14 protein-coding genes and 1 pseudogene are annotated in these 14327 nt (G+C 54.8%); 12 read left to right on the top strand and 3 right to left on the bottom strand.

The window, feature by feature from the left end; genetic code table 11:
• Window positions 1-203: 203 nt before the first annotated feature.
• The 3 genes from G163CM_RS10755 (at window position 204) to phrB (ending at window position 2906) form a co-directional block, all read left to right on the top strand.
• Window positions 204-410, top strand: a complete 207-nt coding sequence (locus tag G163CM_RS10755) for a YbfA family protein (protein ID WP_231828165.1) — start codon at window positions 204-206, stop codon at window positions 408-410.
• Window positions 411-518: 108 nt separating this feature from the next.
• Window positions 519-1475, top strand: coding sequence for a YbgA family protein (locus G163CM_RS10750; protein WP_015965334.1), 957 nt, complete (start codon window positions 519-521; stop codon window positions 1473-1475).
• A 12-nt stretch (window positions 1476-1487) separates the two neighbouring features.
• A complete protein-coding gene (gene phrB / locus G163CM_RS10745; protein WP_231828164.1) occupies window positions 1488-2906 on the top strand; it encodes a deoxyribodipyrimidine photo-lyase in 1419 nt (472 codons plus the stop codon).
• A gap of 3 nt (window positions 2907-2909) precedes the next feature.
• Here the strand turns inward: phrB and dtpD are convergent, their stop codons facing one another.
• A complete protein-coding gene (dtpD, locus tag G163CM_RS10740) occupies window positions 2910-4385 on the bottom strand; it encodes a dipeptide permease DtpD (RefSeq protein WP_231828163.1) in 1476 nt (491 codons plus the stop codon).
• A 279-nt stretch (window positions 4386-4664) separates the two neighbouring features.
• On the opposite strand from dtpD, the gene G163CM_RS10735 reads away from it, so the two are divergent.
• The 8 genes from G163CM_RS10735 to nei all read left to right on the top strand — a co-directional run bounded on the left by G163CM_RS10735 (window position 4665) and on the right by nei (window position 11086).
• The gene (locus G163CM_RS10735; protein WP_231828365.1) at window positions 4665-5408 is read left to right on the top strand and encodes a type 2 GTP cyclohydrolase I; all 744 of its coding nucleotides are present in this window, start codon (window positions 4665-4667) and stop codon (window positions 5406-5408) included.
• A gap of 16 nt (window positions 5409-5424) precedes the next feature.
• Window positions 5425-6081: a 5-oxoprolinase subunit PxpB gene (pxpB, locus tag G163CM_RS10730; RefSeq protein ID WP_231828162.1), complete on the top strand. Its 657-nt coding sequence runs from the start codon at window positions 5425-5427 to the stop codon at window positions 6079-6081.
• Window positions 6075-7007, top strand: coding sequence for a 5-oxoprolinase subunit PxpC (gene pxpC, locus G163CM_RS10725; RefSeq protein ID WP_231828161.1), 933 nt, complete (start codon window positions 6075-6077; stop codon window positions 7005-7007). Before pxpB ends, pxpC begins: the two co-directional genes overlap by 7 nt.
• The gene (pxpA, locus tag G163CM_RS10720; protein WP_231828160.1) at window positions 6997-7731 is read left to right on the top strand and encodes a 5-oxoprolinase subunit PxpA; all 735 of its coding nucleotides are present in this window, start codon (window positions 6997-6999) and stop codon (window positions 7729-7731) included. Before pxpC ends, pxpA begins: the two co-directional genes overlap by 11 nt.
• A gap of 177 nt (window positions 7732-7908) precedes the next feature.
• Window positions 7909-8631: a DUF969 domain-containing protein gene (locus tag G163CM_RS10715; protein ID WP_015965327.1), complete on the top strand. Its 723-nt coding sequence runs from the start codon at window positions 7909-7911 to the stop codon at window positions 8629-8631.
• The gene (locus tag G163CM_RS10710) at window positions 8631-9626 is read left to right on the top strand and encodes a DUF979 domain-containing protein (RefSeq protein ID WP_015965326.1); all 996 of its coding nucleotides are present in this window, start codon (window positions 8631-8633) and stop codon (window positions 9624-9626) included. Before G163CM_RS10715 ends, G163CM_RS10710 begins: the two co-directional genes overlap by 1 nt.
• A gap of 9 nt (window positions 9627-9635) precedes the next feature.
• Window positions 9636-10280 (top strand): pyroglutamyl-peptidase I, encoded by a 645-nt coding sequence (gene pcp / locus G163CM_RS10705; RefSeq protein WP_231828158.1) that lies wholly within the window; start codon window positions 9636-9638, stop codon window positions 10278-10280.
• A 14-nt stretch (window positions 10281-10294) separates the two neighbouring features.
• Window positions 10295-11086, top strand: coding sequence for an endonuclease VIII (gene nei / locus G163CM_RS10700; RefSeq protein ID WP_231828156.1), 792 nt, complete (start codon window positions 10295-10297; stop codon window positions 11084-11086).
• Window positions 11087-11144: 58 nt separating this feature from the next.
• On the opposite strand, the pseudogene G163CM_RS10695 reads toward nei, so the two are convergent.
• A pseudogene (locus G163CM_RS10695) lies at window positions 11145-11424 on the bottom strand (bacteriocin immunity protein).
• 68 nt (window positions 11425-11492) lie between these two features.
• Window positions 11493-12341, bottom strand: a complete 849-nt coding sequence (locus tag G163CM_RS10690; RefSeq protein WP_231828155.1) for an AraC family transcriptional regulator — start codon at window positions 12339-12341, stop codon at window positions 11493-11495.
• Window positions 12342-12533: 192 nt separating this feature from the next.
• Between G163CM_RS10690 and G163CM_RS10685 the strand changes: the two genes are divergently transcribed.
• Entirely contained in the window at window positions 12534-14315 is a 1782-nt protein-coding gene (locus tag G163CM_RS10685; RefSeq protein WP_231828153.1) for a DUF2264 domain-containing protein, read from the top strand.
• The last annotated feature ends 12 nt before the right edge of the window (window positions 14316-14327 follow it).

Raw genomic sequence — 14327 nt, 5'->3', positions numbered from 1 at the left:
GCAAAGACCATGATTTAACTCATGGTTAGTATTAATTTAACCTTTTTGTAACTTAGTTACGGAGTGAATGTAAATTAAACTTAAATAACCAAAAATAAGTGGTCGGATGAGTAGTAAAATTACAGTCAAAGCGGTATTATTTTAGCCAGATTACTGAAGTTCTTTTATGGCGTAGATTGCCAGCCAACACTTGGGGAGAGAAAATGGAACTGTATAAAGAGTATCCAGCACACATTGTCATTTTGCGTCGTACTTTCGCCGTGGCGGCTGGCGTCATTGCCCTGCCGGTCATGCTGTTCTGGAAAGATCGCGCACGTTTTTACAGCTATCTGCATCGCGTCTGGTCGAAAACCAGCGATAAGCCGGTGTGGATGGATCAGGCGGAAAAAGCAGCAGGTGACTTCTACTAAGCGCTCAACAGCCCGTAAATCAGACTTTTCAACGAGAACCGCCGTCATTTGACGGCGGTTTTTTTATGTCCGCTGGCTACACTTACAGAGAGGAAGTAAGGAGTCAGTATGCAAAAGAAAATTCCCGTTGGCATCAGCGCCTGCCTGTTAGGCGAACCCGTCCGTTTTGATGGCGGCCATAAGCGTTTACCCTTTGCGGTGGAAGAGTTATCGCCGTGGGTGCGTTTCGAGCCGGTTTGCCCGGAGATGGCGATTGGCTTACCCGTGCCGCGCCCGGCGCTACGGCTGGTTAAGGTGGCAGAAGACGAGGTTGCGCTGCGTTTTAGCGATGGCCGGGAAGGTGATTTAACCCAGGCCATGCGCGAGTTCAGCGCGCAGCGGATCGCCCCCTTTGAGACGCTGTGCGGCTATATCGTCTGCGCGAAATCACCCAGCTGCGGTATGGAGCGGGTACGTATTTACGAGGCGGACGGCAAAAACAACCGTAAAGCCGGGCGCGGTATTTACACCGAAGCGCTGATGGCGCGCTTTCCGTGGCTACCCGTGGAGGAAGACGGACGGCTGCACGATCCGGTGCTGCGCGAAAACTTCGTTGAGCGTATTTACGCGCTTCATGAATTGAACAGCCTGCGCGAAGAAGGCCTCACGCGCGGGAAGCTGATTGCGTATCACAGCCGTTACAAACTTTCACTGTTGGCCCATTCTCAGCCCGATTACCGCGAGCTGGGCCGTTTTGTCGCGACGTTGCATGAATGGGAATCGCTGGACGCGTGGTTTATTGCTTATCGCCAGCGGCTGATGAACCTGCTTTCTATTCCGGCCACCCGGCGCAATCACACCAATGTGTTGATGCACGTACAGGGTTATTTCCGTAAACAGCTTAACAGCCGCCAGCGTCAGGAGCTTTCAACCCTGATTGAGGGCTACCGTCTGGCCACGCAGCCGCTGCTTGCACCCGTTACCCTGCTCAAACACTATATGGCAGAATTTCCCGATACTTATCTCGCCACACAACGCTATTTCGACCCCTGGCCGGAGGCCCTTCGTTTACGTTATGGATCTTAATGCAGGAGCGCTATGCCCACCCATCTGATGTGGTTTCGCCACGATTTACGCCTGAATGATAATCTTGCGCTATCCGCCGCCTGTCGCTCTGCCGATGCGACAGTGATAGCGCTGTATATCGCTACGCCAAAGCAGTGGCAGCAACATGCGATGTCGCCCAGACAGGCGGCGTATATTCATGCTCACCTCACCGCGCTGCGCGCATCGCTGGAAGAAAAGGGGATCCCGCTGGCGTTTGTGGAAGTCGATGACTTCGCCGCAAGCGTAGAGGCGTTAAAAATCTTTTGCGATGAGCATGAGGTGAGCTCTCTTTTCTACAACTATCAATATGAAGTGAACGAGCGTCAGCGCGATGCGGCGGTAGAAAAGGCGCTGGATGAAGTGCGCTGTCAGGGATTTGATGACAGCGTGATCCTGTCGCCGGGCGCGGTGATGACCGGCAATCATGAGATGTATAAAGTGTTCACGCCGTTTAAAAAAGCGTGGCTGACGCGCCTGAATGATGGCATGCCTGAGTGTGTCGCGGCCCCCGCAAAGCGGAAAAATGCGGCGCACAGCGTGACGTGTGCACCGATTACGTTCAGCTATCCGCAGCAGGATTTCGATGCATCTCTTTTTGCCGCCGATGAAAAAAGCGCGATTCGCCAGCTGCGGCAGTTTTGTCAGCAGGGCGCGGGTGAGTACGCGTCTCAGCGCGATTTTCCGGCGATTGAGGGTACCAGTCGTTTGTCTGCGGCGCTTGCTATCGGGGCTATCTCCCCGCGTCAGTGTTTGCATCGTCTGCTGACCGAACAGCCAAAAACGCTGGATGACGGGCCGGGAAGCGTCTGGCTAAATGAACTGATTTGGCGAGAGTTTTACCGTCACCTGATGACCTACAACCCGGCGTTGTGTAAACATCGGCCCTTTATTGGCTGGACGGAACGGGTGAAATGGCACGTCTCGCCTGAACATTTGAAGGCATGGCAGGAAGGGCAAACGGGCTACCCGATTGTCGATGCGGCGATGCGACAGCTTAACGCCACGGGCTGGATGCATAACCGCCTGCGGATGATCGCCGCCAGTTTCCTGGTGAAAGATCTGCTTATCGACTGGCGCGAAGGCGAGCGCTACTTTATGTCGCAGTTGATAGATGGCGACCTGGCGGCGAACAACGGCGGCTGGCAGTGGGCGGCGTCTACCGGCACGGACGCCGCGCCGTACTTTCGCATTTTCAACCCGACGACGCAGGGAGAGCGGTTTGACAAGGAGGGCGAGTTTATCCGCCAGTGGGTGAGTGAGTTAGCGGAGGTTCCGCAAAAATTGATTCATGAACCCTGGAAGTGGGCGGATAAAGAGGGCGTAACGCTTGCGTATCCGCGCCCGATTGTCGATCACAAACAGGCGCGGAGTGAAACGCTTGCCGCCTATGAGGCGGCGCGGAAAGGATAAAGATTACGCTTGGGCCGCCAGACGACGGGCGCGGAATTTCAGCGCCTGATAGAGCCAAATCACCAGCACAGCGCCTACGCAGGCCAGCGCCCCCCAGGTAATCTCGCTAAAGACGTCAATGTAGGCGTCGATAGCGTAGTTCACCGCGCCCGCCGCATCGAAGGCGCTTTGCGAGGTCTGGTCGGCAATCACGCCCGCAAGATAGTTGGCAATCGCCCCCGACAGCAGCATATAGATCCCGGTGAGTACGCCAGTGACGCCGGGAATTTCAATACGCGTAATTTGTGACATGGCGACCGGGTCGATAAACAGTTCGGCAAAGCCCATCACCGCCATCCCCAGCACCATCAGTGGCATAGAGGAGTGACCGTAGGCCGCCGACCAGCGTGCGCTGAGAGTCAGAATGCAGAAACCTGCGCTCATCAGCCCTAAACCCAGGGCGAATTTACCCCAGATACGCACGGTACGGTTGCCGCTCACGCCTTCTTTAATCAGCCACGCTAGCACCACGCCGCACAGCATCACCGCGAAACCGTTCACCGACTGGAACATGGCGGTAGGCACTTCATAACCGAAGATATCGCGGTTTACGAAACGGTCGATGTACAGGCTAATGGAACTGCCGCCCTGCTGCGCGAAGGCCCAGAACAGCATGCTGAAGAAAGTGAGCACCACAATCAGCCCCAGCTCTTTACGCTGTTTGCTGTTTTCCGCTTTGGTGTAGATTTTTGCCAGCACGCCAAGGCCAATCACCGTGGCGACAATCAGCGCATATACCGACCACTCTTTCCAGAACAGAACGGTGATCAGTAACGGCGTGGCAACCAGCAGCACCAGCAGCCAGCCCCAGTTTGGCAGACCAAACTGGCGTGCATGCAGCGCCGCTTTATTGACGCCCGCCGTATGGGTGAAGTGGCGATTGCCGCACAGGAAAATCACCAGCCCGGCCAGCATACCAATCGCCGCCAGCGCAAAGCCCATCGCCCAGCTATACTCCTGCTGCACGTAGCCGCAGGCGATAGGTGCGACAATCGAGCCAATATTCCCGGCGGCATACAGCAGAGAGAAACCGCCGTCACGGCGCGGATCTTCCGGGTGATAAAGTTCACCGAGCAGGCAACTGACGTTAGATTTAAACAACCCATAGCCGCAGACAATAATTGCCAGCGACAAATAGAGGAACACCGGCGCCATTTCGCTGGCACCCAGCACCAGGTGACCCACCACCATCAGGAACGCGCCGATCATTACGGCCATACGATTTCCCAATAACTTATCCGCGAGGAAGCCGCCGAGAATCGGAGTCACGTAAACCAGTGAACAGTAGGCGCTGAACAGTTCATAGGCGTGGTTATCGTCGTACTTAAGCTGGTTGGTGAGATACAGAATCAGCAGCGCGCGCATGCCGTAAAAGCTGAAGTATTCCCAAATTTGCAGGGCGACAACGTAGTAAATCGCTCGCGGCTGTGACGTGTTCATAGTGCTCTAACCTCGGTTCTATCGGGCATCTCAGCGCCGGATAGATTTGTTTTCGTGATGTATTTTTGCGAAGCAGCTCAAGATATTTATGTAATATGCTGTCTGATTGCATAAATATACAGGATATCGTTCAGGTAAAGAAAAGTAATTTGTGTGATTAAATGTTGAAAAGGGCAAGTTTGACGCCTGATTTCGACTACAAAGAATGGGTTATCGACGTCAGGCGCAGAGGACGCTATTTTAGTCTGTGATACGACATTCGCGCACAAGGGAGCGATGATGAAAAATACCGAGCTGGAACAACTGATTAACGACAAACTCGGCAGCGCCGCCTTCAGCGACTATGCGCCAAATGGCTTACAGGTCGAAGGTCGCGAAGAGATTCAAAAAATTGTCACCGGGGTGACCGCCAGCCAGGCGCTGATTGACGAAGCGGTTCGCCAGCAGGCGGACGCGGTTATCGTCCACCATGGCTACTTCTGGAAAGGCGAATCGCCGGTGATTCGCGGCATGAAGCGCAACCGCCTGAAAGCGTTGCTCAGCAATGACATCAACCTTTTTGGCTGGCATTTACCGCTGGACGCGCACCCGGAGCTGGGTAACAACGTGCAGCTGGCGCAGCTGCTGGGCATTAACGTGATGGGCGAAATTGAGCCGCTGGTACCGTGGGGCGAGCTCTCCATGCCGGTTTCCGGGCTTGAGCTGGCTTCGTGGATTGAAGCGCGTCTGGGGCGTAAACCGCTGTGGAGCGGCGACACCGGGCCGGATAAAGTCAGCCGCGTGGCGTGGTGCACCGGTGGCGGGCAGGGCTTTATTGATAGCGCCGCCCGTTTTGGCGTCGATGCGTTTATCACCGGCGAAGTGTCCGAGCAAACCATCCACTCCGCCCGCGAGCAGGGGCTGCATTTTTATGCGGCAGGGCATCACGCCACTGAACGCGGCGGCATTCGCGCATTAAGCGAATGGCTGAATGAAACGACCGATCTGGATGTGACCTTTGTCGACATCCCTAACCCGGCCTGATTAAAGAGGGTAAAGAGTGCAGCGAGCGCGTTGTTATCTATTAGGGGAAACGGCGGTGGTGCTCGAACTTGAGCCACCGGTCACCCTGACGAGCCAGAAAAGAATCTGGCGATTAACTCAGCGTCTGGCTGAGCAACCGGAAGTGGTGGAAGCCATTCCGGGGATGAATAACATTACGGTGATTCTGCGTAACCCGCAGGAGCTGGCCCTCGATGCCATTGAGCGTTTACAGCGCTGGTGGGAGGAGAGTGACGCGCTGGAGCCGGAATCCCGCTATATCGAAATTCCGGTGATTTACGGCGGTGAGCAGGGGCCCGATCTCAATGAGGTCGCGCAACATAGCGGTCTAACGCCAAAGCAGGTGGTTGAACTGCACGCATCGGTGGATTACGTGGTGTGGTTCCTCGGCTTCCAGCCGGGCTTTCCGTACCTTGGCGGCCTGCCGGAACAACTCGCCATGCCGCGTCGCGCCGAACCGCGTTTGTCGGTTCCTGCGGGATCGGTTGGGATCGGCGGCGCACAAACCGGGATCTACCCGCTCGCGACGCCGGGTGGCTGGCAGCTGATTGGCCTGACCTCGCAGCCGTTGTTTGATCCACACAAAGAAGATCCGGTGCTGTTACGCCCCGGCGATACCTTGCGCTTTGTGCCGCAAAAGGAGGGCGTATGCTAAAACTCATTCGCGCCGGGCTTTATACCTCGGTACAGGACAGCGGGCGAGAAGGGCTGCGCCAGTCGGGGATCAGCCGCTGCGGCGCGCTGGATAAACCCGCGTTGATCACCGCTAACCTGCTGGTGGGCAATGACGCTAACGCTGCAGCACTGGAAATTACCCTCGGGCAGGTTAGCGTTGAATTTACCCGCGACGGCTGGTTTGCCTTAACCGGCGCAGGCTGCGACGCGCAGCTGGATGATAAACCGGTCTGGAGCGGCTGGCGACAGTGGGCGAAAGCCGGGCAGCAGTTGGTTCTCAAACGCCCCGTTCACGGCATTCGTAGCTATCTTGCGGTAGCCGGCGGAATTGATGTCCCGCTGGTGCTGGGTTCGCGCAGTACCGACCTGAAAGTAGGCGTTGGCGGCCTGGAAGGGCGGCGATTGCAGGATGGCGATACGCTGCCGCTGGGCGAAGCAGTGCGCCAGTTCGACGGGCCGCAGGGCGTGAAACAGTTGCAGCACAGCAACCGCATCCGTGCGCTGCCGGGGCCGGAATATCACGAATTCGATAAGGCGTCACAGGAAGCGTTCTGGCGTTCACCGTGGCAGCTCAGCCCGCAAAGCAACCGCATGGGTTATCGCCTGCAAGGGCAACCACTGATGCGCCAGACCGATCGCGAAATGTATTCGCACGGCCTGCTGCCGGGCGTGGTGCAGGTGCCGCATAACGGCCAGCCGATTGTGCTGATGAACGACGCGCAAACCACCGGCGGCTATCCACGCATTGCCTGCATTATCGAAGCCGATATGTATCAGCTGGCGCAAATTCCCCTCGGGCAACCGATCCACTTCGTTCCCAGTACGCTGGAAGAGGCGCTAAAAGCGCGCCACGATCAGCTGCGTTATCTGGAACAACTGGCATGGCGACTGAACGATGCTCATTGATTTAAATGCCGATTTAGGCGAAGGCTGCGGCAGCGATGCCGCCCTGTTACAACTGGTCTCTTCCGCTAATATCGCCTGCGGCTTCCACGCGGGCGATGCGCAAACCATGGTTGAAAGCGTGCGTGAGGCGCTGAAAAACGGTGTCGCGATTGGCGCACATCCCAGCTTCCCTGACCGCGAAAACTTTGGCCGCACGGCAATGCAGTTGCCGCCAGAAACGGTCTACGCCCAGACGCTGTATCAAATTGGCGCGCTGGATGCCATCACCCGCGCGCAGGGCGGCACCCTGCGCCATGTGAAACCGCACGGCATGCTTTATAACCAGGCGGCCAAAGATCCACAGCTGGCGGATGCCATCGCCCGCGCGGTGCATGACTGCTCGCCATCGCTGATTTTAGTGGGCCTGGCGGGGAGCGAGTTAATACGCGCAGGGGAACGTTGCGGGCTGGTCACGCGGCAGGAAGTGTTTGCCGACCGGGGTTATCAGGACGATGGCAGCCTGGTGCCGCGCAGCCAACCGGGCGCACTCATCAGCGATGAAGAGCAGGCGCTGGCGCAAACGCTGGAGATGGTGGAATCAGGACGGGTGAAAAGCATTAACGGCGTCTGGACCCCGGTAACGGCACAAACGGTATGTCTGCACGGTGACGGGGAACACGCGCTTCTTTTCGCCCGCCGCTTGCGTCGCGCTTTTGACGAGCGCAGTATAAAAATTAGCGCTTAAGCGCATATAACTAGAACATTTATACCCTAAATAATTCGAGTTGCATGAAGGCGGCAAACGAGTAAATCCCCAGGAGCGTACACAAGTACGTGACTGGGGTGAGCGAGTGCAGCCAACGCACAGGCAACTTGAAGTATGACGGGTATACAACAACATAACATAGGCAGGGTGGATATAATGGGAGAGATGGTATCTCTCTGGCCGCTGATGGGTATCGCCGTCATTGTGGCTGGATTCTTATTGCGTTTTAACCCGGTACTGGTGGTGATTGCCGCCGGTATTGTCACCGGTCTGGCGGCGCATATGCCGCTGCTGACTATCCTCGAAAAGCTCGGCGAGGGCTTCCTCAACACGCGTAACCTGCCGTTTATTCTGCTGGTGCCGCTGGCGGTTATCGGCCTGCTTGAACGTCACGGCCTGAAAGAGCGCGCCCAGGCGTGGATTGCCAAAATTCACAGTGCAACCGCCGGTCGCTTGCTGGTGGTTTATCTCTTCGTGCGTGAAGCCACGGCGGCGCTGGGGCTGACCAGCCTCGGCGGGCATCCGCAAATGGTGCGCCCATTGCTGGCGCCGATGGCGGAAGGCGCGGCGGAAAAAATTCATGGCGAGTTGCCGGGGGCGGTGCGTTATCGCCTGCGCGCGATGTCGGCGGCGACCGATAACGTCGGGCTGTTCTTTGGTGAAGATATCTTCGTGGCTTTCGGCGCGGTGATCTTCATGCATAACTTTATGCTGGAGTCGGGTGGTATTCAGACCGAACCGCTGCACATCGCCCTGTGGGGTATCCCTACCGCATTGTGTGCGTTCCTGATCCACGGCGCCCGGATGTGGCGGCTGGATAATTACCTGCAACGCGAAGTGGCGAAAGCCCATGCGGCGGCAGCCAGGGGAGACGCATAATGCATTTTCAACAAAGTTACCTCTACTGGCTGGCGGGGATCGTACTGCTGATTGTGGCGCTGATGTCCTGGGGCGATAAAGCCAACCCGCGCCGTCTGACCACGGGCCTTTTCTGGGGCGTCTACGGCCTGCTGTTTTTACTCGGCGATTGGGCTTATGAACTGGTTGGCGACAAGCGTACAGTGCATATCGCCGTTGGCGTGGCGGTGGTGCTGATGGCGCTGATTGCCGGTTTCGGCGGCGTACGTTTGGGGAGCTATTCTCAGCGCACGCAGAAACAGCGTGAAGAGAGCGCCAGCCGTCTGGGGAACCGTCTTTTCTATCCAGCGCTGGCGATCCCGGTGGTGACCGTTATCGGTGTGCTGCTGTTTAACAACGTGCCGGGCCTACAGACCTCACTGTTTGGCGAAGGCAATCACTCCACGCTGGTCACGCTTTTCTCGATGACCGTCGGCACGCTGATTGGCCTGGCAATGGCGATTAAAATGACCCACGAGCGCGTGCATCAACCGATTCAGGAAGCCCGTCGCCTGCTGGACTCCATCGGCTGGGCGTTTATTCTGCCGCAGATTCTGGCAACCCTCGGCCTGCTGTTTACCGCCGCAGGCGTGGGCGAAGGGATTTCGTGGCTGACTAAAACCTATCTTGCGGTCGACAGCCGGTTTATTGCCGTGGCGGTCTATACCATTGGCATGGCCTTGTTAACGATGGTGATGGGCAACGCCTTTGCGGCCTTCCCGATTGTCACGGCCGGGATAGGCATTCCGATTCTGGTGTTGCAGCACGGCGGCAACCCGGCGGTGATGGCGGCGATTGGTATGTTCTCAGGCTATTGCGGTACGCTGATGACGCCGATGGCGGCGAACTTCAATATCGTTCCGGCAGCCCTACTTGAACTGCCGGATAAAAACGCGGTGATCAAAGCGCAGGTGCCGACGGGCGTGCTGTTGCTGCTGGTTAACGTTTTCCTGCTCTATTTCCTGATGTTCCTGTAAGGAGTGAAAATGCGCACAGTATTAATCACCGGGTTCGAGCCGTTTGATGGCGAAGCGGTTAACCCTTCATGGGAAGTCGTTTCGCGTCTTGATAATGCTATCATCGGCGGGTGCCGCGTCGTGGCGCGTCAACTACCATGCGTATTTGGCGAAGCGCTGATTGAACTGAACGCGGCCATTGATTCGCTCTCGCCGACGCTCGTTCTGAGCGTCGGGCAGGCTGGGGGCCGCACAGATATCAGCGTTGAGCGCGTGGCGATTAACGTCGATGACGCTCGTATTGCGGATAACCGGGGTAATCAGCCGGTCGATACGCCGATTGTGGAGAATGGCCCGGCGGCGTGGTTTAGTTCGCTGCCGATCAAAGCCATCGTGAGCGCGCTGCGTGAGGCGGGTATTCCCGCGTCGGTGTCGCAAACGGCGGGCACTTTTGTGTGTAATCACGTGATGTATGGCCTGCTGCATAAACTGAGCGGTTTGCCGGAAGCGAAGGGCGGTTTTATCCATATTCCGTATCTGCCGCAGCAGGCGGCGGCGCATCCTGGTGCGCCGAGCATGGCGGCGGAAACTGTACGTCAGGGCCTGGAGCTGGCGATTGCCACAGCCTTACAGGTGGAAAACGATATTCAGGTCACCGGCGGTGCAACGCATTAACAAAGGATGACATTATGCCTGAAGGCCCGGAGATCCGCCGCGCGGCGGATAGCCTGGAGGCAGCTGTTAAAGGCAAACCACTCACTGAGGTGTGGTTTGCCTTCGAACAACTGAAACCTTATGAATCTCTGCTGGTGGGGCAGCGCATTACCCATATCGAAACGCGCGGTAAGGCGCTTCTCACCCACTTCTCAAACGGTCTGACGCTCTATAGCCATAATCAGCTCTACGGTGTATGGCGTGTGGTGGAGGCGAATTCCGTGCCGCAAACCACGCGCGTATTGCGCGTGAAGCTGCAAACGGCGGATAAAGCGATTCTGCTTTACAGCGCCTCGGACATCGAGATGTTAACGCCCGAGCAACTGACCACGCATCCGTTTTTACAGCGCGTTGGGCCGGATGTGCTCGACCTTAAGCTGACGGAAGCCGATGTTAAAGCGCGTCTGTTATCGCCGCGTTTTCGCAATCGCCAGTTTTCCGGATTGTTACTGGACCAGGCGTTTCTCGCCGGGTTAGGGAATTATCTGCGCGTTGAAATTCTCTGGCAGACGCAGCTTGCCCCGCAGCGTAAAGCCTCGCAGCTTACTGATGCGCAGCTTGATGCGCTGGCGCAGGCGTTGCTGGTGATCCCGCGGTTGTCGTACAACACGCGGGGGCAAGTGGATGAGAATAAACATCACGGCGCACTGTTCCGCTTTAAGGTCTTTCATCGTGATGGCGAAGCGTGCGAGCGGTGTGGTGGCGTGATTGAGAAAACGACGATGTCGTCGAGGCCGTTTTACTGGTGCCCGAATTGCCAGAAGTAGGGTGGTTTTTGCCGGATGATGGTTTTCTTCATCATCCGACATTGCACAGTGGGCATAATTATTCGCTGTCTTTGAACAACGGGAGTCCTTGGGATTTCCGCCAGCGTTTGATTTCTTCTAAAACACCCTCAGGAGAATCTTCTCTGTCATCGGGGGGGGAATATAAGACTACTACCTTCAGGATGATGGGTGATTTTGAGTAAATGCCTTACCATTTTGCTAATGTATACATTGATATCTTCGTTTTCATTTTTGAGTTTTTTGGGATAATCGAAAAACTCATGTAGATAGGCTAGCATTTCTGCTTCCGTATAGTGCTCTAATTTTTGTTTGAACATTTAATAATCGACTGGATTAATGCAAACGATATTGATTGGACACCTGTATATTAATCCAAAAATCAACATCAAACCGAGGCATAAGTTTTACGATATTGCAGAGGTGTTTTTCCCATATTTTTACGGAAACAGGTAATAAACCACGCATACTCAGAAAAACCGACCTGCTCGGCAATATCTCTCACTGAATTTTGGGTGTGCAGCAACAGTTCGCATGCCTGACGGATGCGGCGCATCATCAGATATTCCTGAATGGTACCGCCGGTTTCTTCATGAAAGCGGCGTGAGGCATGCCCGCGCGAACAGCCCATTTCGGCGGCGATCTCTTCCAGGGAACAACGTTCGTGGAAATGCGTTTCTATCCAGCGAATTATTCTCACCGAAAAGGTATTTTGCCCGGTAGCCTGCTCTTCATACGGAAGCAGACTGATTAATTGCATCACCAGAAATGCGCTATCGCTGATACTAAACGTTTTGCTCTGTACCAGTGCCTCAAAACGGCTTAGCAGCGTTTCAATAATTGGCTGCATATCACCAACATCAAAAACGCGCGCTTTTTCGCCCCGAGCGCAAAGCTGGCGCAACAGCATCTGCTGACGCGGAAAATCGCGAAGATATTGTTCAATTTGCGTACCGTTAAAGTGGAGGGTCGTTCGATGGTAATGGTTGCGGGCATCCTGCTCGACAAACACTTTATGCAGCTTACCCGGCGGGAAAATAAAAATGCGCCCAGGCTTTACGGTATATTGTTGGTGATCCATCAGCGCAATGCCGACACCCTGCGACACGCTCAGTATCTCTACGCATTGATGCCAGTGATAATAGTTGGCTGGCATATCTTTCATTCGATTAAAGTAAATCGACTTATCGTTGAGATTGATGTGCTCCAGATAGCTGCTTTCTTCTGTTTGTGCCATTTTTGTCTCACCCAGACCATGTGAACAAATTTAAATTTTTATCATCGTAATCGAATTTTTCGCCTCAATCTGAACAAAATATTGTGCTTTGTCACGCGTCGTGTGCAGAAATAAGACAGCTGTCACAATCGCGCGTCGTCCTCCTTTCCTATTATGCGTCCGACACTTTACCAAATGAAACGAGATTTCATTATGCGAACAAGGAAAGAGTACGTTGCAATAGCGAAGCAATGGCTGTCATCAGCCATTCCTCATCTGACGCGGGAAAATACGCGACTGGATGCCGGAGAGACATCCGCGCAATATCCACGAGATATAGCAGGGATGGAAGGTTTCGCCCGATTATTGTGGATGCTGGCCCCTCTATTGAGTGGAAAAGAGGGCGAAGAATATCGTGAAACGTTTATTCGTGGTATCCGCCACGGCAGTGACCCAAAACATCCTGATTATTGGGGAGACTTAGCGAATAACGATCAACGTTGTGTTGAAATGGCAGCCTTTGGTCTCGCGTTAGCTCTGCCTGATAGCGGCCTGTGGGCCTCGCTTTCCGAACAGGAAAAAAATAACCTGGAGCGTTGGTTACGCCAGAGCGAGGATATTCAAATTCCAGATAATAACTGGCACTTTTTTCCGGTGCTGGTACAGCTGGGGCTGAAAAGCGTGGGGCGCCATTATGACATGATGGTCATTAACCAGCATTTGAACGCTATTGAGTCTTTCTGGTTAGGCAACGGTTGGTATTCTGACGGCGCTGATAAACCGCGTGATTACTATATTTCCAGCGGCTTTCATTTCTACAGTTTGCTGTATAGCCACTTTATGCAGGATGCCGATCCAGAGCGTTGCTTACGCTATCGTCAGCGCGCGCGTCAGTTCGCCAAAGAGTATATTCACTATTTCTCCGCCGAGGGAAGCGCAATTCCTTTTGGCCGCAGCCTGACCTACCGTTTTGTGCAGGTGGCGTTCTGGAGTGCGGTGGCCTATACCGGGCTTGATGTTTTCACGCCTGGGGTGGTGAAAGGCGTGATACTTCGTCATATCGAATGGTGGCTAAAACAACCTTTCATTGCGCCAGATGGTCTGTTTACGCTCGGCTATACCTATCCCAATTTGATTATGACTGAGGACTATAACAGCCCTTGTTCACCTTATTGGGCGTGTAAAGCGTTGCTGATTCTGGCATTACCGGAGGAGAGTGTTTTCTGGCAGGCGGATGCGGCACCGTTATCGCCGCGAGAGACAATCCACCCGGTAGTGGAAGCGGGGCAGTTTATTATTCATGCGGATGATGATCGGCATGTCTGGATGCTGATGTCGGGCCAACACGATCGCAATAATTTTGTGAATTTTGACGCTAAATATAGCAAATTTGCTTATTCCAGCCATTTTGGTTTCACCCTGGCGCGTGACGTTTATGGCCTGAATCACGCCTCCTGCGATTCAGCTTTGCTGTTCAGCGAGCAGGACGGTTATTGGCGCACTCGCCGCGAGTGCCAATCCGTTGAGATGACAACGGATTGGATCCGCAGCGTCTGGCAACCGTGGCCTGATGTGAACGTAACCACCTGGCTTATCCCTTATGAGCAAGGGCATGTTCGTCTTCATCGGGTCGAAACGCAGCGCACGCTCGATTGTGTCGAAGGCGGGTTCGCCCTTAATCAGCATCAGATAACGCAAACGCAGATGCTGAAAAATGGGATCACGCTCAGCGCCGCGTCTGGCGTAAGTCATATTGACGATCTTCTGACTGAACGCCAGCCCTCGATAGTCATTACCCCGCCTAACAGCAACATTTTGTACGCTGCACCTGCCGCTATTCCATGTCTTGGTAAAACGTTGCTACCCGGCACGCACTGGCTGGCTTGCCACGTCAACGCCACGATATTTCCCTCATTATCCATTGATGCTGTCGTGGCATTTGAAAGGGAAAAGCAGATCCTGACGCTAAATGCAAAAACGCTGGAAATAAGTTAACTGACGCACTTG

The organism is Pseudocitrobacter corydidari, from assembly GCF_021172065.1.
Taxonomy (GTDB): Bacteria; Pseudomonadota; Gammaproteobacteria; order Enterobacterales; family Enterobacteriaceae; genus Pseudocitrobacter; species Pseudocitrobacter corydidari.
The sequence above is the reverse complement of the archived record's forward strand: the minus strand, read 5'-3'. Positions and strand labels throughout refer to the sequence as shown.

Coding starts and splice junctions, on each gene's coding strand:
- G163CM_RS10755 (WP_231828165.1), top strand. CDS start 204: ATGGAACTGTATAAAGAGTATCCAGCACACATTGTCATTTTGCGTCGT.
- G163CM_RS10750 (WP_015965334.1), top strand. CDS start 519: ATGCAAAAGAAAATTCCCGTTGGCATCAGCGCCTGCCTGTTAGGCGAA.
- phrB (WP_231828164.1), top strand. CDS start 1,488: ATGCCCACCCATCTGATGTGGTTTCGCCACGATTTACGCCTGAATGAT.
- dtpD (WP_231828163.1), bottom strand. CDS start 4,385: ATGAACACGTCACAGCCGCGAGCGATTTACTACGTTGTCGCCCTGCAA.
- G163CM_RS10735 (WP_231828365.1), top strand. CDS start 4,665: ATGAAAAATACCGAGCTGGAACAACTGATTAACGACAAACTCGGCAGC.
- pxpC (WP_231828161.1), top strand. CDS start 6,075: ATGCTAAAACTCATTCGCGCCGGGCTTTATACCTCGGTACAGGACAGC.
- pxpA (WP_231828160.1), top strand. CDS start 6,997: ATGCTCATTGATTTAAATGCCGATTTAGGCGAAGGCTGCGGCAGCGAT.
- G163CM_RS10715 (WP_015965327.1), top strand. CDS start 7,909: ATGGGAGAGATGGTATCTCTCTGGCCGCTGATGGGTATCGCCGTCATT.
- G163CM_RS10710 (WP_015965326.1), top strand. CDS start 8,631: ATGCATTTTCAACAAAGTTACCTCTACTGGCTGGCGGGGATCGTACTG.
- pcp (WP_231828158.1), top strand. CDS start 9,636: ATGCGCACAGTATTAATCACCGGGTTCGAGCCGTTTGATGGCGAAGCG.
- nei (WP_231828156.1), top strand. CDS start 10,295: ATGCCTGAAGGCCCGGAGATCCGCCGCGCGGCGGATAGCCTGGAGGCA.
- G163CM_RS10690 (WP_231828155.1), bottom strand. CDS start 12,341: ATGGCACAAACAGAAGAAAGCAGCTATCTGGAGCACATCAATCTCAAC.
- G163CM_RS10685 (WP_231828153.1), top strand. CDS start 12,534: ATGCGAACAAGGAAAGAGTACGTTGCAATAGCGAAGCAATGGCTGTCA.